Source organism: Haloarcula litorea (assembly GCF_029338195.1).
In the GTDB taxonomy this organism is placed as follows: domain Archaea; phylum Halobacteriota; class Halobacteria; order Halobacteriales; family Haloarculaceae; genus Haloarcula; species Haloarcula litorea.
On the sequence record NZ_CP119779.1, the window covers coordinates 2,137,450 to 2,158,656 of the forward strand.

Annotated in this window: 21 protein-coding genes; 10 read left to right on the forward strand and 11 right to left on the reverse strand. The window is 69.2% G+C overall.

Annotation, left to right across the window (positions count from 1 at the left end; genetic code table 11):
* Positions 1–11 precede the first annotated feature (11 nt).
* The 4 genes from P0592_RS11510 to P0592_RS11525 all read right to left on the reverse strand — a co-directional run bounded on the left by P0592_RS11510 (position 12) and on the right by P0592_RS11525 (position 5,479).
* The gene (locus P0592_RS11510) at positions 12–1,085 is read right to left on the reverse strand and encodes a TrmB family transcriptional regulator (RefSeq protein WP_276271029.1); all 1,074 of its coding nucleotides are present in this window, start codon (positions 1,083–1,085) and stop codon (positions 12–14) included.
* Between the two features lie 62 nt (positions 1,086–1,147).
* Complete coding sequence (locus tag P0592_RS11515) at positions 1,148–1,762, reverse strand: hypothetical protein (protein ID WP_276271030.1); 615 nt, start codon at positions 1,760–1,762, stop codon at positions 1,148–1,150.
* Between the two features lies 1 nt (position 1,763).
* Positions 1,764–4,301 carry a beta-glucosidase family protein gene (locus P0592_RS11520; RefSeq protein ID WP_276271031.1) on the reverse strand — a complete coding sequence of 846 codons (2,538 nt, stop codon included), beginning with the start codon at positions 4,299–4,301 and terminating at the stop codon, positions 1,764–1,766.
* A gap of 116 nt (positions 4,302–4,417) precedes the next feature.
* Positions 4,418–5,479, reverse strand: a complete 1,062-nt coding sequence (locus P0592_RS11525; RefSeq protein ID WP_419181136.1) for a DUF7973 family transport facilitator — start codon at positions 5,477–5,479, stop codon at positions 4,418–4,420.
* 395 nt (positions 5,480–5,874) lie between these two features.
* On the opposite strand from P0592_RS11525, the gene P0592_RS11530 reads away from it, so the two are divergent.
* Positions 5,875–6,933, forward strand: a complete 1,059-nt coding sequence (locus P0592_RS11530) for an NAD(P)-dependent glycerol-1-phosphate dehydrogenase (RefSeq protein ID WP_276271033.1) — start codon at positions 5,875–5,877, stop codon at positions 6,931–6,933.
* Here P0592_RS11530 and P0592_RS11535 read toward each other — a convergent pair.
* Positions 6,930–7,415, reverse strand: coding sequence for an NUDIX hydrolase (locus P0592_RS11535; RefSeq protein ID WP_276271034.1), 486 nt, complete (start codon positions 7,413–7,415; stop codon positions 6,930–6,932). The genes P0592_RS11530 and P0592_RS11535 overlap by 4 nt on opposite strands.
* A gap of 181 nt (positions 7,416–7,596) precedes the next feature.
* The gene (locus P0592_RS11540) at positions 7,597–9,396 is read right to left on the reverse strand and encodes a S9 family peptidase (RefSeq protein WP_276271035.1); all 1,800 of its coding nucleotides are present in this window, start codon (positions 9,394–9,396) and stop codon (positions 7,597–7,599) included.
* Between the two features lie 81 nt (positions 9,397–9,477).
* Here P0592_RS11540 and P0592_RS11545 point away from each other — a divergent pair, with 81 nt between their 5' ends.
* Positions 9,478–10,536, forward strand: a complete 1,059-nt coding sequence (locus tag P0592_RS11545; RefSeq protein ID WP_276271036.1) for a glycosyltransferase — start codon at positions 9,478–9,480, stop codon at positions 10,534–10,536.
* A gap of 56 nt (positions 10,537–10,592) precedes the next feature.
* Positions 10,593–12,437 (forward strand): DEAD/DEAH box helicase, encoded by a 1,845-nt coding sequence (locus tag P0592_RS11550; protein WP_276271037.1) that lies wholly within the window; start codon positions 10,593–10,595, stop codon positions 12,435–12,437.
* On the opposite strand, the gene nreA is transcribed toward P0592_RS11550, so the two are convergent.
* Entirely contained in the window at positions 12,434–13,720 is a 1,287-nt protein-coding gene (gene nreA, locus P0592_RS11555; RefSeq protein WP_276271038.1) for a DNA repair protein NreA, read from the reverse strand. The two genes, P0592_RS11550 and nreA, sit on opposite strands and share 4 nt — an antisense overlap.
* A 100-nt stretch (positions 13,721–13,820) precedes the next feature.
* Here nreA and P0592_RS11560 point away from each other — a divergent pair, with 100 nt between their 5' ends.
* Genes P0592_RS11560 through P0592_RS11570 form a run of 3 tightly spaced genes read left to right on the forward strand, consistent with a single transcriptional unit; the run spans position 13,821 to position 15,407 of the window.
* On the forward strand, positions 13,821–14,216 hold the full coding sequence (locus P0592_RS11560; protein WP_276271039.1) for a hypothetical protein: 396 nt from the start codon (positions 13,821–13,823) through the stop codon (positions 14,214–14,216).
* A gap of 53 nt (positions 14,217–14,269) precedes the next feature.
* Positions 14,270–14,863: a ribonuclease HI gene (gene rnhA / locus P0592_RS11565; protein WP_276271040.1), complete on the forward strand. Its 594-nt coding sequence runs from the start codon at positions 14,270–14,272 to the stop codon at positions 14,861–14,863.
* Positions 14,856–15,407 (forward strand): DUF7108 family protein, encoded by a 552-nt coding sequence (locus tag P0592_RS11570; RefSeq protein WP_276271041.1) that lies wholly within the window; start codon positions 14,856–14,858, stop codon positions 15,405–15,407. Before rnhA ends, P0592_RS11570 begins: the two co-directional genes overlap by 8 nt.
* Positions 15,408–15,411: 4 nt before the next feature.
* Here P0592_RS11570 and P0592_RS11575 read toward each other — a convergent pair whose 3' ends face one another.
* Entirely contained in the window at positions 15,412–15,771 is a 360-nt protein-coding gene (locus P0592_RS11575) for a PadR family transcriptional regulator (protein ID WP_276271042.1), read from the reverse strand.
* A 266-nt stretch (positions 15,772–16,037) separates the two neighbouring features.
* Here P0592_RS11575 and P0592_RS11580 point away from each other — a divergent pair, with 266 nt between their 5' ends.
* From P0592_RS11580 to P0592_RS11590, 3 genes are all read left to right on the forward strand, one after another.
* Entirely contained in the window at positions 16,038–16,571 is a 534-nt protein-coding gene (locus P0592_RS11580) for an inorganic diphosphatase (RefSeq protein WP_276271043.1), read from the forward strand.
* 130 nt (positions 16,572–16,701) lie between these two features.
* Complete coding sequence (locus P0592_RS11585; protein WP_276271044.1) at positions 16,702–16,827, forward strand: hypothetical protein; 126 nt, start codon at positions 16,702–16,704, stop codon at positions 16,825–16,827.
* Positions 16,828–16,902: 75 nt separating this feature from the next.
* Entirely contained in the window at positions 16,903–18,246 is a 1,344-nt protein-coding gene (locus P0592_RS11590) for an alkaline phosphatase family protein (RefSeq protein WP_276271045.1), read from the forward strand.
* A 54-nt stretch (positions 18,247–18,300) separates the two neighbouring features.
* On the opposite strand, the gene P0592_RS11595 is transcribed toward P0592_RS11590, so the two are convergent.
* Positions 18,301–19,374 carry a tubulin/FtsZ family protein gene (locus P0592_RS11595; protein ID WP_276271046.1) on the reverse strand — a complete coding sequence of 358 codons (1,074 nt, stop codon included), beginning with the start codon at positions 19,372–19,374 and terminating at the stop codon, positions 18,301–18,303.
* Between the two features lie 58 nt (positions 19,375–19,432).
* Positions 19,433–19,705: a MarR family transcriptional regulator gene (locus P0592_RS11600; protein WP_276271047.1), complete on the reverse strand. Its 273-nt coding sequence runs from the start codon at positions 19,703–19,705 to the stop codon at positions 19,433–19,435.
* Between the two features lie 138 nt (positions 19,706–19,843).
* Between P0592_RS11600 and P0592_RS11605 the strand changes: the two genes are divergently transcribed.
* Complete coding sequence (locus P0592_RS11605; RefSeq protein ID WP_276271048.1) at positions 19,844–20,374, forward strand: type II toxin-antitoxin system RatA family toxin; 531 nt, start codon at positions 19,844–19,846, stop codon at positions 20,372–20,374.
* Positions 20,375–20,379: 5 nt separating this feature from the next.
* Here the strand turns inward: P0592_RS11605 and P0592_RS11610 are convergent, their stop codons facing one another.
* The gene (locus tag P0592_RS11610; RefSeq protein ID WP_276271049.1) at positions 20,380–21,069 is read right to left on the reverse strand and encodes a halocyanin domain-containing protein; all 690 of its coding nucleotides are present in this window, start codon (positions 21,067–21,069) and stop codon (positions 20,380–20,382) included.
* Positions 21,070–21,207: the final 138 nt, after the last annotated feature.

Below are 21,207 nucleotides of genomic sequence, written 5' to 3' on the forward strand. Positions count from 1 at the left end.
CGACGAGCCGACTACAGCGGGCGCAGCGTCACCTGCTTGGCCTCGTAGTCTTCCAGGAACGCGCCGTACCCGCCGACGCTGACCGTCCCGTCGCCGAAGTCGACCCGAACGGAGTTCTCGAAACCGAAGTCGCTGTTGCTCGGCGAGACGAGGTTCTGCCGGACACCGACGACCTCGCCCCGGCGGGTCCGGAACGACTCGTCGGTTCCGATCTCCCGGACGTAGCATTCGATCCCGAGCGACCTGCCGGCGCGGAGGTAGAGGGTCGTCGCCAACACGACGGGACGCAACATCTCGAACGTCCGGGGGAGGTCCGGTGGCCGAGAGACGACCAGCTCGGTGCCCAGCGGCCAGTAGTTGCCCAGATACGAGCCGACGAGGACGGCGGCGACGTCTGACTGCGTGAACGTGATCGCGCGGGTCTCGTCGTGGTCCCACCCAAGCATCGTGGCGGGGCAGATGAACCCGCGGCGCTGATCGACCGACAGCAGCGACGGCATCCCCGGCCGCGCGAGGCGGACGACGCTGGCGATGCTGTCCAGCCGCGTCTCGACGCTCAGCGCCGCGTCCGGGTCGACGGCGTTCTCGTCGCACAGGGAGAGGAGGACGAGGACCCCACGCTCGCGGGCCGCCCGGAGCGCGTCCGCCACGTCCGGGAGGCGGCGTGCGGGCAACTGGAGGACAACCTCGGACTCGGCAGCCTCGATGTACGACCGTAGTCGCTTGACGATGGTCGGCCGGGACTTCACCACCTCCAGGGCCTCCTCGTCGTCCTCGGCACGCTGGTAGCGCTCGCTGACGGCCGATTCGAGGCTGTCGATGTCGCTCCGCAGCGATTCGAACGCTCGCTCCGGCGGGACCGCACGGAGGACCGTCGGCGTCCGGTGGTCCTCGACGGCGACGAAGCCGTCGGCCTCCAGTTCGTCACAGACGTCGTAGACGTAACTCGTCGAGATACCGGCTGCCTCCGCCACGGTACTGACCGTGGCCGACCCGCGCTCGACGACCGACAGATACGTCTCCGCGGCCGCCTCGGAGAAGCCGTACTGTTGGAGCAGTCGGGTGATCCTCGGTTCGTCGGGCATCTCTGGGCGAGCGGGACGACGTTTGGTTCCGAACCGTTTAGCCTTTGACGGATCGACCGGCCTCACCGCCGGGTCGCCAGGAGCGACGCCGCGACGGCGGCGAGCGCCGCGACGCCGACGGTGAAGCCCGGACCGCTGCTCCCCGTCGTCTCGCTCGCGACCGTGGTCGTGGCGGCGGTCTCGACGCCCACCGTCCCGTTCTCGGCCCGGGCGGCCAGTCGGCTTCCGTTGTCCGACTGGAGCCCCTCGATCGCCGTGACGGCGAGGCTGGTCTCGCCGGCCGTCTCGCCCCGGACGGTGACGGTCGCGAGCCTGACGTCGGTGTCACCGTCGGCCACCGCGTCGGTGCCGTCGACTCCGGCCACGCGGACGACGGATCCGTCGCCGCCGACCGAGACGTTCGCCACGTCGTCGACGGGAGAGCCGACGGTCGCGTTCGTGACGCTCGCGACGCTGCCGTCGGTGACGGTCAGACGCACGTCGAACCCCGAGAGCCCACCGGGGGCTCGACTGAGGACGACCGGAACGCTCGCCGTCTCGCCGGGCGCGACCGTGGCGTCCCCGACGGATATCGTGGCGTCGTGGCCGGACGCGAGGGCTGCCCCGGGGGCGAGCGCTGCGACGGCGACGAGGGCGGTCAGCACTGCCGCTCCCCGTCGGGTACGTGTCGCTGCCATCTCAGGACTCCCTGACCGCGCGGAACAGCTCGACGACGTCGGCGTAGGTCGCCTCGTCGTCGTTGTCGATGTCGTACCGGCCGGGCACCGGGAGGCCGTCGCCGACGCTCGCCGTCTCGTTGACCGTCAGCGTCGTCGTCGGACCGTCCTGTCCGACGGTGAGCTCGTAGTCGGCGGCCTCGACGACCTTCGGCATGACGCCGAGCACGTCGCCCGGGACGACCTCTAGCGCGCTCAGGTCCAGCGGCACGTCGACCGTCGTGCTCTCGCCGGCGGCCAGCGAGACGCGCTCGTAGCCCAGCAGTCGGCGGATCGGCTGGAGCACCGAACCGTACGACTGGGTGTTGAAGACCTCGACGACGTGCTCACCGGCCGTGTCACCGGTGTTGGACACCTCGACGCTGAGGACCACCTCGGCGGTCGTCGAGGCGTCGATGATGCTGGACTTCGAGAGCGACACGTCGCCGTACTCGAAGTTCGTGTAGCTCAGCCCGTGGCCGAACTCGTACAGCGGTGTGTTGTCCGTCGCCCCCGTCGACGTCGGCGGGTAGCGGTTCAGGGGGACAGGGGTCGTCCCGACCGGAGTGCCGGGGTTGCGCGGCCAGCTGAAGGCGAGCTTGCCCGAGGGGTTGTACTCGCCCACGAGGGTGTCGGCGACTGCGACGCCGGCGTCGCTGCCGGGCTCGCCCGCGAACAGCAGGGCGTCGAGCTGTCCGAACGTCTCGGCGGAGCCGCGAGGACTCCCCGCGTACATCACCCCGACGACGGGCGTCGAGTCGCTCGTGGCCTCGTCGACCACGTCGACCAGTCGCCGCTGGGACTCGTCGAGGACGAGTTCGTCGCGGTCGCCGAACCCCTCGTTGTGAGGCCCCTCACCGAGGACGATCACGACGGCATCGGCGTCCGGGGCGGCGCTGCGAACCGCCGTCTCCTGCCGATCGGTGAACTCGAACTCGCCGTTCTCGTCGCTCTGTTGGTTCCCCTCGTCGCCCTGACCGGCCCACCAGGTCCCGTTGCTGAACGACGTCGGGACGTGGGTGAGCGAGCCCACACGGCTCCGAAGTTCGTCGACGAGCAGGTTCTGTCGCGGGAACGGGCCGCCGGCCGAGGGGCCCTGCCAGCCCAGCGTCCAACCGCCGTGTTGCATCAGCGCGCGGGTGTCGTTGCCGTCGCTGTCGACGCCCGGGCCGGTCAGCAGGACGTTCTCGGACCCCGAGAGCGGCAACGCGTCGCCGTCGTTTTTCAGGAGCACCAGCGACTCCTTGGCCAACTGCTCCGAGGCCGCCTGTGCGCCGCCGAGAGCGCTCTGGATGCGGGACTCGTCGACGGTCGGTTGCTCGAACAGGCCGAGGTCCGCCTTGAGTTCGAGGATGTTGCGGACCGCCTCGTCGATGCGCTCCATCGGGATCTCGCCGTCCTCGACGAGGCTGACCAGCGTGTCGATGTACTGAACCGGACCGGGAGCGCTCCCACCGTTCCCGATCATGTACATATCGACGCCGGCGTTGATGGCCTTCTTCGTTGCCGTCCGGAAGTCCTCGACGAAGTCGTGGTTCGTGATGAGGCGGTCGAGGTCGTCGTAGTCGGAGAGGACGACACCCTCGAAGCCGTACCGCTCCCTGAGCACGTCGGTCAGTAGCCAGTGGGAGGCGTGGGCCGGCTTGCCGTTGACGGCTCCGCTGTTGACCATCACCGTCCCGGGGTCCGATTCGAGCGCCTCCCGGTAGGGAGGGAGGAGGTCGGTCCGGAGATCGCGGAGCGACGTGGCGGCCGGTGCCCGGTCGTTGCCGTTGTTCGGTATCGAGTAGGCGGCGAAGTGTTTGACACAGGCCGTCATCCGCTCGTCGTCCTCCAGGGCGCGGGCACGCACTCGCGAGATGTCGCCTTCCAGCAGCGGGTCCTCGCTGATGCCCTCGTAGAAGCGGCCCCACCGCGGGTCTCGCTGGAGGTCCGTCGTCGGTGCGAACGTCCAGTGGGCACCCATCGCCGCCACCGAGTGACTCGTGTGGCGCTCGGCCTCCTCGACCAGATCCGGGTCCCGAGCCGACCCCATGTTCATCCGCTGCGGGAGCGCCGTCGCGCCCTCCAGCAGGTCGTTCCCGTGTGTCGCGTCCACGCCGTAGAGGAACGGGATGCCGTTGGGAGCGTTCCGGACGTTGTACTCCTGGAGGGCGTTGACTCCCTGTACCACCTCGGTCCCGTCGAAGCTCGGCGGGGCCGCCCCACCCGAGAGGACCGACCCGACGCCGAGTTCGGTGAACAGTTCGCCGACGGTGTCGACGCCGAAGTTCTCCGGGACGTTCGACCCGTCGGGCTCGGGCTCGAAGGAACTGATCGCCACCTGGGTCATCTGTCCGGCCTTCTGCCGGAGCGACATCCCCTCGATCAGCCCGTCGATATCCGAGTCAGTCTGTGCAGCTGCGCTGTTCGCACCGCTTCCCACCGCCGCCGCGGCCGTCGCCGCGCCGGTGGCCTTCACGAACGTCCGTCGGGACGTCTCGGCCATTCCGTCCGTCGCCGCGTCTGGATTGTCTGCCATCGCGTCCCAAGCGAACCGGAGATGTAATTAATGATTTTTGATAATTTGTGTTGAGACGCTTGTCAAAACGTTTCCTCGGGCAGTGACACCGGCCCGAGCGATCGTCGCTCCGGAACTCAGACCCCCAGCGCCGGCACCCAGGCCGACCCCGGGAACACGCCGACGATGTACAGCAGGGCGACGGTGAACGTCGCGATGGTGATGGCGGCGGCCGGCGGGTCCCAGTGGGTGTCCCCGTGGGCGTAGAAGACCCGCTGCCACACCTCCCCGAGCAGTGCGCCGTAGATGCCGAACACCGTCGCCACGACGACGACGACCAGCCCGCTCGCCGCGGGGTCGCTCGCGACGACGGCCGCGCCCGCCGTCGATCCCGGTAACGTGATGTGGTGGGTGACGGGGATCTTCTCGACGCCGAGGTTCAGGAAGGTCAGAGACGCGGCGCTGATGCCGAACCCGAGGAAGTAGCTGCCCGTCTGCAGCCAGATGTACCCGCCGAGTGCGCCGCCGACGAGGCCGATGAGTGCGACGCCCGACCACTCGTACTGGTGGGGGAGCCACGGCTCGACGGCGAACCGCTCCTCGCCGGCCTTGTCGGCGTCCCCGGCGACGGTGCCCGCCTCGCGCTTCTCGCCCCGTTCGAAGGGACTCATGTCGAGGATGCCGTCGCCGGCGATCGGCCCGACGATCGAGTAACCGAGCACCACCCGGTGCAACAGCGCGCCCAGCGTGACGCTGACTGCGATCGGGTCCCACGGGAGCGCCAGCGCCGCCGAGAACTGCGTGATGAGCATCCCGACGACGCCGAACAGGCCGCCGACGACGAGGTGGCTCGGCTCCGTCCCGAGCGCGAACGTGATGGCCTTCGCGTTGTGGTAGTCGAAGCCCGCACCCATCTCGCTCTCCCTGGCGGCGTAGGCCGCGGCGGCCGCGCCGCCGGCGAAGGAGACGTGTGGGCCGAACACCGGGCCGAAGGCGACCGAGCCCGTGATGCTGCCGGCGAGTTCGGCCCCGGCGAAGGCCGCCGCCTCCCCGGCGATGACCATGAAGCCGGTGAAACAGAACGCCGGGAGCGCACCAAGCGCGGCCCCGAACGCGCCGCCCGCGAACGCCGCGATGACGAGGACGACGAACACGGACAGCGTGATGCCCAGCACCGGGAGCTGGAGCGTCTCGATCACCACGGTCGGCTCCTCCGGCGGCCGGTCGGGGCGGCCCTCCCCGTGCGTTCGTCGCGCTCCGCGCTCGTCTCGCCCAGCGATGCGTTCCGAACCGGTTCGACGGGTCTCACTGTCATACTGAATCTCCCGATCGGGCGGGACCGCCTGTCTCACGCCCGTTTCAGAAGATACCAGCAGCCCTCGCTTAGTTTGTGACACACTACCAGGGTAACGCCGACCGTGCCTCGATCGCCGAGGTCCGCGCCGGTCCGTCCGCCGGTCGCGCTCCGGATCCGCGGTTCTCCCCGCTTCGGAGCGGTAACCTCGGGTTACGCGTTCGGCGGCCACCGCGTGACACCGGGAGCGCGGGTCCTGCGAGGAGGAACCGTTTTCCCGGCGGGGAGTCGAGAGGGCGTATGTTCGACAAGTCGACGTGGATTCGACTCCCGCGGAACGTCGTCGTCGGGCACGGCGTGCTCGATCAGACGCTCGACGCCGTCGACGAACTCCACCTCTCGGGCCGGCCGCTGGTCGTCTCCAGCCCCACGCCTCACGAGGTGGCCGGGGAGCGCGTCGTCGCGCAGTTCGCCGACGCCGGCTACGACCCCGCCGAGATCGTCGTCGACGAGGCGAGCTTCGACGCCGTCCAGCGGGTCATCTCCCACGCCGAGGACGTCGAGGCCGGGTTCATGCTCGGCGTCGGCGGCGGGAAGGCCATCGACATCACGAAGATGGCCGCCGACGACCTGGGGATCGGCTTCGTCTCGGTCCCGACGGCGGCCAGCCACGACGGCATCGTCTCCGGCCGTGGCTCGGTCCCCGAGGGGGACACGCGCCACAGCGTCGCCGCCGAACCGCCGCTGGCGGTCGTCGCCGACACCGAGGTGCTGGCGGAGGCCCCGTGGCGGCTGACGACGGCCGGCTGTGCGGACATCATCTCGAACTACACCGCCGTCCGGGACTGGGAGCTTGCCCACCGGCTCCAGAACGTCACCTACTCCGAGTACGCGGGCGCGCTCTCACAGATGACCGCCGAGATGCTCGTCGACAACGCCGACTCCATCAAACAGGGGCTGGAGGAGTCGTCGTGGATCGTGGTGAAGGCGCTGGTCTCCTCCGGCGTCGCGATGTCGATCGCGGGCTCCTCCCGACCCGCCAGCGGCGCGGAACACCTCTTCTCGCACCAGCTTGACCGCATCGCGCCCGGGGCCGCGCTGCACGGCCACCAGGTCGGCGTCGGGGCGGTTATGACCGAGTACCTCCACAGCGGCCCGAAGGGGCGCTGGCGGGACGTCCGCGACGCGCTGGCGGCCATCGGCGCACCGACCACGGCCGACCAGCTGGGCATCGACGACGAGACGGTCATCGAGGCGCTGACGACGGCCCACGACATCCGCGACCGCTACACGATCCTCGGCGACGGGATGAGCGAGGCGGCGGCGATCGAGGCGGCGACGGTCACCGGCGTCGTCTAGACGACCTCGCTGACCGGGTCGCGGTCGGCGTCCCAGCGGACCGCCTCGCCGGGGGCGTCCGGCGACTCGATCAGCTCGACGGTGAACACGACGGCGAGCCGGTACACCGTCTCCGCGGACGCGTCGTCCCCGTTCCGGACCCCGGAGATGGTCGCCTTCACCGCGTCGGTCACCGTGCAGTCGGCACCGACGGCCTCGCTGACGACCCGCTCGGCCGCGTCGCCGGGCGACTCCTCCGGTCGGGTCTGCCCCCGCGGAAGCACCCACTCACCGTCCCCCTCGTGGAGTAGCACCGCCCCGTCCTCGTCCTCGACGAGGGCGTGGACGTCGAGTCGGCCCGCGGACGACTGCTCGACCGCGCGCTGGTAGTGTCCCGCGCCCACCTCGAAGGTCGTCTGCGAGACCGACAGCGAGCCGAACTCCGCCTCCAACTCCCTGATGTAGTCCTCGACGGCGGCTCGCGATCGATCGGCTGCGTCCATAGGCAGGCGCTCGGCCCGGACTCGGATAAAGCCAGTCACTCGTTCTCAGCGGCTGAATCGGCGGGAACCCGGGGACGGCGGCGGGCGCGTCGACCGCGTCGCTGCGTCCTCCGGCGGTCGCTACGCACCCGGTTCGACGGGGGTTCAAGTAGGCCCCGGCCGCGGCCGGCGACTGACCGACTCAGACGTGGTCGTCCAGGAAGTCGACGACCCGCGTGTAGGCCTCGATGCGGTTCTCGCGCTTGCTGATGCCGTGGCCCTCGTCGTCGAAGATCAGCTTCTCGACCGGGACGCCGCTGTCGGCCACCTCCGCGGCGATCTGCTCGGCCTCGCCGACGGGGACGCGGGGATCGTTCGCGCCGTGGAGGACGAACAGCGGCGCGCTGATCCGGTCCGCGCGGTTGATCGGCGAGATCGACTCCAGGAACTCGCGGTCCTCGGCCAGCGAGCCGTACTCCGCCTCCCGGAGTTCCCGCCGCCAGTCGCCGGTGTTCTCCAGGAAGGTGACGAAGTTGGCGATGCCGACCACGTCAACGCCGGCCGCCCAGAGGTCGGGGTACTCCGTCAGCGACGCGAGCACCATGAAGCCGCCGTAGGAGCCGCCCATCGCGACGATCCGGTCGGGGTCGACCGCCGGGTGGTCGTGGAGCCAGTCGACGCCGGCCCGGACGTCCCTCACGGAGTCCATCCGCTTCTCGACGTCGTCGAGGTGGGTGTAGGCCTTCCCGTAGCCCGTCGAGCCGCGGACGTTCGGCTCGAAGACCGCGTAGCCACGCGAGAGGAAGTACTGCGTGAGGCCGGCGAAGGAGGGCCGGCGCTGGCTCTCCGGCCCGCCGTGGATGTCCACCACGACCGGCGTGTCGCCGTCCGCGCCGGCGTCGGCGGGCACCGAGAACAGCGCCGGGATTTCCCGCCCGTCGAAGCTCTCGAACCGGACGACCTCGGGCTCGACGAACGATTCGGTGGGGATGCCCGCCGTCGAGGCCCGGGTCCAGCGCTCGCTCTCGCCGGTCTCGGTGTCGACGACGAAGACGTTCGTATTGACGGTGCGGCCGGTGACGCTGACGGCGAAGCGGTCGGCGTCGGGACCCCACGCTACCCCGCCGGCCAGGCCGCCGGGCAGGTCCGGCGTCGGGAACTCCTCGATCGTGGTCGGTCCGTCGAGTTCGCCGACGGTGAGGTCGGTGTAGCCGTCGACGTTCCGGGAGTAGGCCAGGCGGCCGGTGTCGCGGTCGACGCTCACGCCGTCGACGTTCCACCGGTCGTCCGAGCGGACGACCTCCAGCTCCCCGTCCAGCGAGAGCCGTGCGAGGTCAAGCGTGTCGCTGCGCTCGTCGGTGACGAGGTACAGCGCCTCTCCCTCGGGGCCCCACGAGACGCTCGTGTACCGGACGCTGCCCTCGTGGGGCGTCAGGTGGGTCGTCTCGCCGCTCTCGACGTCCAGGACGTAGACGTCCTGGTCGAAACTGGAGTGGGCCTCGCTGAGGACGAGGCGCTCGCCGTCGGGCGACCAGCCGCCGACGGTGAACCAGCCGTCGCCCTCGTAGACCAGATCGGCGTCGTCGCCGGTGGCGTCTCGCGATTGCACGTACACGTCGAAGACGGCCTCGTCGCGGCGGTTCGAGGCGAACGCGAACGCCTCGCCGTCGGGCCGCCAGCCGCCCCACCGGTGTTTCGCGTCGGGGTGGCCGGTCAGGTCGGTGACGTGGCCGTCCGGGTCCAGCCGGTAGAGCTGGGCGCGCTCGTTGCCCCCCTCGTCCATCCCGAAGACCAGTTCGGGCCGCTCGGGCGAGTAGTCGACGAAGCTCACGGGTTCGTCGTAGAAGGTCCGCTGTTCGGGCCAGCCGCCGGGCTCGTCGAGCGTCCAGACCTGCCCGACGCCGGTGGTGTCCATCAGGAAGGCGAGCCGCCCGTCCGGCCCGATAGAGGCTCCGTACGCGCTGCGGACGTTCAGGTACCGTTCGAGGTCGTACTCGGCCATAGCGGTCCGTCGGGCCTGGCGGTGAAAACCCCTTCGCGGCGAACGGGTGGATTTTTGCCGGCCCACGTCGAGTGACAGGGTATGCGTGTCGCGGTCGTCGCTATGGAGACGAGCCACCACCGGGACACGGCGGGCCGCACCCGGATCGAGCGGGTCGCCCGCGACCTCGCCGCCGCCGGCCACGAGGTGTCGGTCTTTTGCTCCCAGTGGTGGGGCGGGATGAACAAGCGGTTCGAGCCCGAGAACGTGACCTACCGCGCCGTCACCGTCTCCCCGACGCTCCCGTCGTTCCTGACCCGTCTGCCGGCCCTGCTGGCGAACTACCGGCCGGACGTGGTCCACGCCGTCCCGACGCCGCCCTCGGCCGTCCTCGCCGCGAACGTCGGCGCGACGCTGGCCCGGGCACCGCTGGTCGTCGAGTGGTACGGCGACGAGTCGCTGCCCGACTCCCGGGCGGCCGACTGGTCGCTGCGGGCACCCGACGCCTTCGTCGCGCCCTCCGAGCTCGTCGAGGCCACCCTCTGGGAGGCCGGCGCGTCCGAGGACCGGACCAGCGTCGTCCCGGACAGCATCGAGATGGACCGCGTCCGCGAGACCGAGCCGGCCGACGAGGTCGACGTGGTCTACGCCCACCCGCTTGACGAGAGCGCGAACGTCGAGTCCCTGTTCCTCGGACTCGCGGAACTCCGGCAGAAGGACTGGTCGGCGACGATAATCGGCGACGGGCCGGAACGGGACGCCTACGAGCAGGAGGCGGCCGACCTCCGCATCGACGACCGCGTGGCGTTCGTCGGGGCCTGTGATCGGGATCGGCGGCTCTCCATCTACAAGGGCGCACACGTCTTCGTCCAGACGGCGTTCCGCGAGTACTTCGCGACCGAACTGCTGTGGGCGCTGGCGTGTGGCTGTATCGGCATCGTCGAGTACCAGGCCGAGTCCAGCGCCCACGAGCTCGTCGAGCAGCGCGACCGCGCGTTCCGCGTGACGACGCCACAGGAGATCGCCGACACGATCGTCGAGTCGGCGGACCTAGAGCGCCGGAGCGTCGACGAGTCGCTGGCCGAGTTCGACCGCGCGGCCGTCCGCGGGCAGTACGAGTCCCGCTACGAGGACCTGGTGAGCGACTACGGCCTGTTCTGAGCCCGTCCCGCCGACCAGACGAAACCCGTTTGTCCCTCAGGCACCTCCCGTCGGTAGTGACAGCCGAGGAGCCAACCGACGCCGACATCGAACTCGACGCGGTGTACGACGCCATCGACGCCGTCGGGCGGCCCCACCTGACGGCGACGGAACTCTCCCGGAAGAGCGAGCTGACGCCCGACGAGGCCCGCGAGGCGCTGGACGCGCTCGCCGACGGCGATGACATCGAACGGCAGGACGCGAGCGAGGCCGACGCCGTCTACTACCCGACGGATCTCGCGGCGGTGACCGACCGCGAGCGGGTCGTGCTGTTCCCGGACCGCCGGGAGATCGTCGTCGAGCACCCAGACCAGTTCACGCGGGCACAGCTCTCGCAGTTCGCGCGCCTGCAGGACTCGAACCGCTCGGGCGGGTACGTCTACGAGATCCGCGAGGAGGACGTCTGGGCGGCCCCCCACGAGTCGCTTTCCGACCTGCTGGCGACGATGCGGGACGTGCTCGGGGAACGGTCGCCTCACCTGGAGGAGTGGGTGACGAGCCAGTGGGAGCGCGCCCGGAAGTTCCGGCTGTACACCCACGAGGACGGCTACGTGGTGCTGGAAGCCGAGAGCGACGACCTGATGGGCAACGTCGCCCGGCAGAAACTCGACGACGACCTGTTGCGGGCACCAATCTCCGACTCGGAGTCGTGGGTCGACGAGGAGCGGACCGCCGAGGTCAAGCGCACGCTCTACGAGGCCGGCTACCCGGTCCGTGACGACCGCGAACTGGAGACCGGCGACGACCTGGCGGTGGAGCTGCGCCTGCGCCTGCGGGACTACCAGGCCGACTGGGTCGAGCGGTTCGTCGAGCAGGGGTCGGGCGTGTTCGTCGGCCCGCCCGGCTCCGGAAAGACCGTCGCGGCGATGGGCGCGATGGCCGCGGTCGGCGGCGAGACGCTGATCCTCGTCCCCTCGCGGGAGCTGGCGACCCAGTGGCGCGACGAACTGGTCCGCCACACCAGCCTGACCGACGAGGACATCGGCGAGTACCACGGCGGCACCAAGGAGATCAGGCCCGTCACGATCGCCACCTACCGGACCGCCGGGATGGATCGCCACCGGAAGCTGTTCGACCAGCGCAAGTGGGGGCTGATCGTCTACGACGAGGTCCACCACGTCCCCAGCCCCATCCACCGCCGGAGCGCCGACCTCCAGACCAAACACCGCCTCGGGCTGACGGCGACGCCGACCCGCGAGAGCGACGACGAGGAGGAGATCTTCACGCTGGTCGGCCCGCCGATCGGCACCGACTGGGGGAAGCTCTTCGACGAGGGGTACGTCGCCGAGCCGGAACTGGAGATCCGGCTGGTCCCGTGGGGCGACGACGCCGAGCGGACCGAGTACGCCGCCACGTCGGGCCACGACCGTCGCCAGGCCGCCGCGGGCAACAGCGGCAAGGTCGAGGAGATCCGCTACACGCTGGCCCAGCACCCCCAGGCGAAGGCGCTGGTGTTCGTCGAGTACCTCGACCAGGGCGACGCCATCAGCGAGGCGCTGGACGCCCCCTTCATCAGCGGCGAGACGCGCCACGCCCGCCGGGAGAAACTGTTCGACCAGTTCCGCCGGGGCGAGCGGGACACGCTGGTCGTCTCGCGGGTCGGCGACGAGGGGATCGACCTGCCCGACGCCGAACTGGCGATCGTCGCCTCGGGGCTGGGCGGCTCGCGCCGCCAGGGCGCACAGCGGGCCGGCCGGACGATGCGGCCCGCCGGCGACGCGCGGATGGTGGTCCTCGCCACGCGGGGCACCACCGAGGAGGACTTCGTCCGCCGGCAGATGCGCCACCTCGCCTCGAAGGGCATCCGGGTGACCGAGACGGAGGCCGAGGCGGTCGAGCCGGCCGACGCCGACGACGATTAGAAGTCCGAGAGCTGTGACTGGAGGCCGGCGACGAGTTCCGACTTCCGGCGGAGCGCGCCGACGCTGACGGGCAGCTGGTCCGACACCGCCGACAGCGTCTCGTGGAACGTCTGTCCCACGCCGGGATCGCCGTCGAAGGCGTTGCGGACGCCCTCGCGGACCTGCCAGACGCCGACCGGAGCCCAGTAGTCGTCGGTGATCTCGCGCAACACGAGGCACTTCGCCTGCCGACCCCGCTCCTTGAGGTGTTCCAGCACCCCGAGGCGGGCGGCGTAGTAGGCCCCGGCGGTCTCGTCGACGTAGCCGGTGCGGCCCTCGTACCCCTCGTGCGCGCTCGCGAGGTAGTAGCCCCCGGTCCCGGGATTCCAGACGCTCTCGGGCGCTTTCATCTCGACGAGTTCGAACTCCCAGCGGCCCGGTGCCAGGACGACCCAGTAGCGGTTACCGATGTACTCGTTGTACCAAACCTCCGGTTTGTCGATGGTGTCGCTGTTCCGGAGCGTTCCGCGGACGTACTGGCCGACGGTGTCGTCGACGGCCGTGATCGACCACCGCGTGGGCACCAGCGACCGCTCGCTGGCCCGTCCCAGCGCGCCCGCCGAGAGGATCGTGTTGATGTCGTAGACGTCGAACCCCCGGCGGTAGAGGTACGCCATCGCACCCTCGGCCTGCCAGTCGTCGTCCGAGAGGGTCTTCTCGACGGGCCGGGGGACGTGGGGGTTCTCCGCGAGGTCCGCACCGGTCGCCTGCGCACGCGGGCCGGTCGGGGTCCCGACGTCGTCGAACTGCAGGTCGATCTCGGGGGTCCCGTCCAGTCCTACCTCCACGTCGACGGGGTGGTCGGCGATGGCGACCTCGCGCTGGACGCCGACGAAGCCGTTCCAGACGTCGTGGGCCCCGCCGGCGTCGTTCCCGCGGCCCGATTGCACGCTGTCGACGGCGGTCTGTCGCGTGGAGTTGAGCAGCCCCGTCCGGCGCTGGAGGACGTCCTCGATGTCGAAGCCGGCGTCGTACCAGTCGCCGCTGGTGGCGAAGGTCTCGGCGGCGGCGTCCCGGTCGACCGGCGAGAGCAGCCCCGTCGAGACGTCCGGGTAGCCCGACCGACCGACGAAGATCTCCGGGGCGGTCGAGCCGAACAGCGAGTCGCCCTGGACCGCCTGCTCGAACTGCCGCTCGACGTCGTCCAAGTGGTCGGTGATGGCGTAGGACTTCTCCTCGGCCAGCCGGCGCTTCTCGGCGGCCTGGTCGCGTTCGAAGTCCTCGATGAACTCGTCGAGGCGCATCTACTCCGGGTTGGACCCTCCCCGGTATGAACCTGTCCCCGCGGTTCTGCGTGAACAACTATTACGTAGCTGCGCTCAGTAACAACGGGTGATATAAACTATGGTCAACGCAGCGAAGTGGATCGGGCTGGCGGGCACCGTGTCGGCACTCGTACTCGTGTTCCTCTCGGGGATCTTCACGGTCCCCTACGAGGTGGCGCTGATGAACCTCCTCGCCGGCGAGATCGGCGCGATCGCGCTGGCCCACTCGACGTACCGAGTCAGTTCCGGCAAGCAGGCGAGCCCGGTCGGGGCGGTGCTGGGTGCCCTCTCGGGGCCGGTGATGATCCTGACGACGCTGTACTACTTCCCGCAGGACCCGACGCTGACGATCACGCTCCTCCTCGGCGTGCTCGCCACCCTCGGGGGGATCGCCGTCGGCGTCGACCGCATCCGCGGCGGGGAGGAGGGCCGCCAGTCCGGCGCACAGCGCATCGCCAACAGCGCCGCCGAGTGACGGCGTCGAGCCGACCGCAACGATTTTAGCGACCGCCCGGTCCCCTTCGAACGATGCCAGTCATCGAGTGCGACGAGAGCGAGGCCCGGGATCGCCTGCAGGCGGCCGGTGTGACGGTCGAGCCGGGGAACACGGACCACGAACGCTGGCGCGCCGAGCACGGGGGCGGGACGGCTGTCGCCTACGAGGGAAAGGTCGTGGTCCAGGGTCCGGAGACGGCGCGGCTCGAGGCGCTGCTCCGCGGTGAGAAGGGGGGCCGGGTCCACGCGTACTTCGACGGCGCGTCCCGGGGCAACCCCGGGCCGGCCGCGGTCGGCTACGTCCTGGTCGACGACAGCGGCATCGTCACCGAGGGCGGCGAGACCATCGGCCGCGCGACGAACAACCAGGCCGAGTACGACGCGCTCGTCACGGTGCTGGAGGTGGCCGCCGACCACGGCTTCGACGAGATCCACGTCCGTGGCGACTCGGAGCTCATCGTCAAGCAGGTCCGCGGGGAGTGGGACACCAACGATCCCGACCTCCGCGAGAAGCGAGTCCGGGTCCGGGAACTCCTGACGGGGTTCGACGAGTGGCAGATCGAGCACGTTCCGCGGGAGATAAACGACCGCGCCGACGAGTTGGCCAACGACGCACTCGATGACTGACCTGCCAGCCGAGACGGTCACGGAGGTCGAACGGCTCACCAGACTCGCGCGCGAGGCCGTCGACGAGGGCGCGGCGGCGGCCTACCGCGAGGAGCGGGCGAGCCTGCTCGCCGACCACGGCTACACCGCCCGCATCCGCGAGGGGGACACCGGCGACGTGCTGGTCTGCTACCCGACGGACTGGGTCGAGGACGGCGTGGTCCGGCCCGACCGCATCGACGACACCGACCGCGGCGTCGAGGTCCGACTCTCCGGCCCCGGCGACCCCGACGAGTGGGACGAGGTGGAGGAGCGCAACCGTGCGGTCGCCGAGCGAGTCGCCGCGGAACACGGTGACCCCCACGGTACCACGGCGCACGCCCTGGCGGACTTTATGGGGAACCACTACGGGAAGCCGATCGCGGAGGCGACCGAGGACGAGCTCGCGGAGTTCCGCGAGGAGTACTTCCCGCGCAACGCCTGGCCCACGGAGAGACAGCAGGCGCTGCTCGAGGAGTCGGTGCAGTTGACGGTCGAAGAAGCCGGGAGCCGCTTCCCGGGATAGCCGGTTACGCCTTGTCGTCGACGAGGTCGCGCAGTTCGTCGGCGCGGTCCTCACCGGTGACGAACTTCGAGAACTCCCAGCCCAGCTGGTCGAGGACGGCCTCCTTGCCGTCGTCGGTCAGCGAGTACTGGTTGGTTCGCTTGTCGAGTTCGCTCTTCTCGACCAGTCCCATCTCGACCAGGTCGTCGAGGTTGGGGTAGAGTCGACCGTGGTTGACCTCGTCGTCGTAGTACGACTCGAGTTCGCGCTTGATCGCGAGGCCGTAGCGGGGTTCCTCGGCGAGGATGACGAGGATGTTCTGCTGGAACGCGGTCAGGTCCTTCGCGATGCCCGGGCTGCCCGTGACGGATTGTGCCTCTGACATAGTTAGTAGAATGTCATCTACCTATTTAACACTTGTTAATTCCCACGTCCCACACAGAATCATCGAAAGACGGAGCCGTATCTCTCGGACGACCGCCAGTGTCCGAAGGCTGTCTGTTTTCACCTGTCTTCCTCGACCGGATGGTCGCCCCGGCTTCACCGGATCTCTGTGAGTGTCGAGTACCCCTAGTAAAAAATCTTGTGACCGAGTCCCCGTCGGTCGCCGTTACGAAAGGACTTTTTGCGGGCGCTGTGGAGTCGCGTGTGATGGCGAACCTCTGGGAAGACCTCGAGACAGGACCGAACCCGCCCGAAGAGATCTACGCCGTCGTCGAGTGCCTCAAGGGCGAGCGCAACAAGTACGAGTACGACAAGGACATCCCCGGCGTGGTCCTCGACCGGGTGCTGCACTCCAACGTCCACTACCCCTCGGACTACGGGTTCATCCCGCAGTCGTACTACGACGACGAGGACCCCTTCGACGTGCTCGTGCTCGTCGAGGACCAGACGTTCCCCGGCTGTGTCATCGAGGCCCGTCCCGTCGCGCTGATGAAGATGGACGACGACGGCGAGCAGGACGACAAGGTCATCGCCGTCCCCTCGGAGGACCCCCGGTACGACCACATCGAGGACCTGGAAGACATCCCCCAGCAGCAACTCGACGAGATCGACGAGTTCTTCGCGACCTACAAGAACCTCGAGGAGGGCAAGGAAGTCGAGACGCTGGGCTGGGAGGACAAGGCGGCGGCGAAGGACGCGATCGAGCACGCCCAGGACCTCTACGACGAGAAGTTCGCGTAACGCGACGCGCACTCCCGTTCTCGGACCCCGTACCCCGCCGCGTATTCCTCCCGATAATATCGGCAGACGTTGCCGATGTATTATGATTATGGGTAATCTTTTGACCGTCCCGATCCAACGTGTGTGCACGATGGCGACCGATCAATCGAACGCGACCCTCGATCACCCGACGGTCGAACCGGACCGAGAGACGCCGGAACCGCCGACGATCGCTCACCTGACCGTCGTGCCCGAGAACGCGGACCGGTCGTCGTAACCCCGCTCGCCTTGCCGCTTTCCGGGACGGAGTGGCGAAAAGAAGCTTCTTGTCCCCGACCACTCTAAGGCCGGTATGGGACTATTCGACCGTCTGAAAGGTGACGACGCGCCCCGCGTCGCCTTCTTCGGCATCGACGGTGTGCCGTACAGCCTCATCGACGAGCATCCCGACGTGTTCCCCAACCTCACCGAGCTCAAGAAGGAGGGTGCCGGTGGCCCCATCGACAGCATCGTCCCGCCGGAGTCGTCGGCCTGCTGGCCCGCCCTGACCACCGGCGTCAACCCCGGCGAGACGGGCGTCTACGGCTTCCAGGACCGGGAGGTCGGCTCCTACGATACCTACGTCCCGATGGGGCGGGACGTGCAGGCGACCCGCCTCTGGGACCGCGTGACAGACGAGGGACGGGACGCCACCGTCCTGAACGTCCCCGTCACGTTCCCGCCCCAGCGCAACGTCCAGCGGATGGTCTCCGGGTTCCTCTCGCCCGGCGTCGACAAGGCCGCCTACCCCGACGAACTCCGCGACCGCCTCGAATCGACCGACTACCGCATCGACGTCAACGCCAAGCTCGGCCACGACGAGGACAAGTCCGACTTCGTCGAGGACGCCCACGAGACCTTAGAGAAGCGCTACGAGACGTTCGCCCACTACGTCGAGGAGGACGACTGGGACCTCTTCTTCGGCGTCTTCATGACCACCGATCGGGTCAACCACTTCCTGTTCAAACACTACGAGGAGGACGGCGAGTACCAGGAGGAGTTCTTCGAGTTCTACCGCACGGTCGACGAGTACCTCGGGAAGCTCCGGGAGAAACTGGCCGACGACGTGACGATGGTCGTCGCCTCCGACCACGGCTTCACCTCGCTGGACCACGAGGTCCACTTCAACGAGTGGCTCGAACGGCAGGGGTGGCTCGAGTACGAGGACGACGACCACTCGGAACTGGGCGACATCAGCGCGGACACGCGGGCCTACTCGCTCATCCCGGGCCGCTTCTACATCAACACGGAGGGCCGCGAGCCGAAGGGTGCCGTCCCCGAGGACGAACACGAGGCCGTCCGGACAGAACTCAAGGAGAAACTCGAAGCCCTGGAGGGTCCCAACGGCCGGAAGGTCGCCGACCGCGTCGTCACGAAGGAGGACGCCTTCCGGGGCGACCACGACGACATCGCGCCGGACCTGGTGGTCATCCCGAACCACGGGTTCGACCTCAAGGCCGGCTTCAAGGGCAGTGACGAGGTGTTCGACGTCGGGCCGCGCAACGGGATGCACTCGTTCGACAACGCGACGCTGCTGGTCGACGACGCTGACACCCGCATCGACGACGCCGACCTCTACGACATCGCGCCGACGATCCTCGACCTCCTGGACCACGACTACGACCGCACCGAGTTCGACGGGTCGAGCCTGGCCTGATCACGTTTCCAGCGGGCGGGCCGCGGCGCGTCCTCCCCGAAGTAACGAACGGGCCTACAGAAGGTTGTCCAGGTCGTCGTTGGTGAACTCGTCGGGGTCGGTGGTGCCGCCCTGGGACTTGGCGGCCTCGTTGGCGCGCTCCATGAACTGGTCGACGCGCGCGGAGCGCTCGACGCCCGAGAGGACCACGAGCGCCGCGAGCTTGTCCGACCCGAGCGGGAAGTCCCCGCCCCGGACCTCCATGCTGCCGGTCTCGTCCTCGACCCAGCGGCGGGCGCGCTCGACGCCCTTCCGGGAGATGCGTTCGGGGTCGCCGGCGATCACGAGGAGCGCGGACTCGGCCTCGACGGCGTTGGGGAGGCTCATGCTCGTCAGGAGGGCGTTGCGGGTGACGCTGGTGATGGTGTTGACGTTCTCGCCGGGGTCCTCGCTGGCCTGTGCGCTGGCGTAGCCGATCGAGGAGATGCCGCCGCCACGTAGGGTGTTGATGATCTCCGAGGAGTCGACGACGCTCTCGCCGACGCCGTCGACGGCCTCGCCGGAGGCCAGCAGCAGCCCGACGCGCTGTGAGATGGCGTCGTTGATGCGCTCGTAGCCGGCGGCGACGCTGTCGCCGGAGCCTCGCCAGGCGTCGTTGTCGACGAGCAGGAGGGAGTCGGCCTCGCGAGCGGCGGTCTTGAGCGAGCGACCGGCGTTGGCCTGGTAGAGCCCGCCCTCGTCTTTCCCGGGGAGGACGCCGAGGACGTAGACGGGCTTCTCGTGGATGCGCTTGAGCTCGCGTGCCAGCATCGGCGCGCCGCCGGAGCCGGTGCCGCCGCCCAGCCCCGCCACGACGACGACGGCCTCCGCCTCGGTGGTGATGCGGCCGTCGAGTTCGTCGAGGATCTCGGTGGCGTTCTCCTGCATGATCTCGGCCCCGAGTTCGTTGTCCCCGCCGACGCCGTGGCCTTTCACCCGGTCCTGGCCGATGAGGACCGTGTCGATGTCGAGCTCTTGGAGGTCGGGCCGGGCGGTGTTGACGGCGAGGGCTCCCCTGACCGCCTCGAACCCCATCTCGTAGTCGAACTTGGCGAGCGACTGCGTGATCTTGCCGCCCGCCTGTCCGACCCCAATCAGGACGACTTTCATACCAAAGGTCTCTGTTCGGGAACTAATCAACGTTGCCCCGCGTGTCTCGCTCGCGGAGCTACTCCAGTGCGAGCGTGTAGATCCGCTTGCGCGCGTCGGCGAAGGAAAAGCGGGAGTCGACCGCCCCGACGTCTTCCAGCCGGTTCAGCGCGTACCGGACCGTCCGGGGCGGGAGCATCGTCTCCTCGGCGAGCTGGCTCTGAGTCAGTGCGTCGTTGTAGTCGAGCACTTTCGCGACGAGCTTCGCGCTCGGCGGCAGGTCACGGACGGCGTCCCAGCCGCCGGGCTCCCCGTCGTCGTGCTCGGCCCGCTGGACGTCGGATGCACTCATGTACTCCGGTCTACTGGATACAGGGTGATAATATTTCCTGTTTCGAATTATTTCTACAGTGCATCATTCGGCAGTTTCGGCCGGTGTCTGTCCGCCCGCCGCCCGAAAGTTTACGTCCGCGTCCCACCCCTACCTCCCGTGGACGAAGTCGAGGTCAGGACGGTGGTGTACGCGCCCCCCGAGGAGATGTACGAGTTCCTGCTGGACTTCCCGGGGTACGCCCGCTACTCGGAGTACATCGAGCGGGTGCGACAGGACGGCGACGGCGCTCCGGGGACCCACTACGACCTCGTCTTCTCCTGGTGGAAACTCACCTACACCGCCCGGTCGCAGGTGACCGGCGTCGATCCGCCCGACCGCATCGACTGGCGGATCGTCAAGGACATCGACGCGGCGGGGTACTGGCGCGTCGACGAGGTGCCCGAACAGGCACCCGAGGGGGTCGAGACCGCCTCGCGGGTCGTCCTCCACATCGAGTTCGACCCCTCGTCGGCGTCGTCGGACGCCGTCGACCTCCCGCGACTCGTCTCGCTGGACTGGGTCGTCGAGAAGGTCAAACCGCTCGTCGAGAAGGAGGCGACGAACATCGTCGAACGGGTCGTCCGGGACATCGAGGGGCAGCGTCGCGACGTCGACCTCGAGATAACGACGACGCCGGACTCCGTCTGAGTCCGCTACTCGACGTCGGGCGTCTCGTAGTTGCCGCCGTAGCGCATGAAGAAGTACGCCAGTCCCAGCGTCGCGACCATCACGAACGAGGTCGCGACGCCGAGCGTCTTCGCGCTGCCGGGGACTTCCGGAGCCCCCTCGGACCCGCCACCGCCGCCGCCACCGGTCGTCGGGTAGTCGGTGCCGACGACGACGGCACCCTTCATGTTGAGGCCCTGGTGGGGGGCGCAGTAGTAGGGGTAGATGCCGTCCTCTTCGAACGTGTACTCGTAGTTGACGCCGGAACTGGCGACGGCGCTGCCCGAGTCTAACGGTCCCTCGCCCTGCGAGACGACGTTGTGGCTGCCGCCCTCGCCGGTCCACTCGAACTGGACGGTCGCGCCGTTGTCGACGTGGATGGCCGGCGGGCCGAACCCGTAGGCACCGCCGCCTTGCTGGACGCCGACTTCGACGGTCGCCGTGTCCTGACCGGTCGCGTCGACGACGGTCCCGTCGAAGTTCGTGACCGGGTCGAGGAACCCGTCGAAGTCCGGGGTGCCACCGCCGCCACCGCCGCCACCGCCGCCACCGCCGCCGCTGCTACTGTTGTTCCCTTCCTGTGCGGTCGCGGTGCCCGCTGCGGCCGAGACTGCCGTGGCCCCCGCGGCGGTCCGCATGAAGGCCCGGCGTGACACGTCCGGACTACCCTCTGTCATACACGGGGATTGGTGGGTCCCCGTCCTGAATATGTCGGTTTGGACGCGGCCCAGGACCGCCGCTTCCACAACCCCTTTCGGCGTGACCCGCTTTCGCCCTCTGATGACCCAACGAGAGATCGAACCCGACAGCGTCGC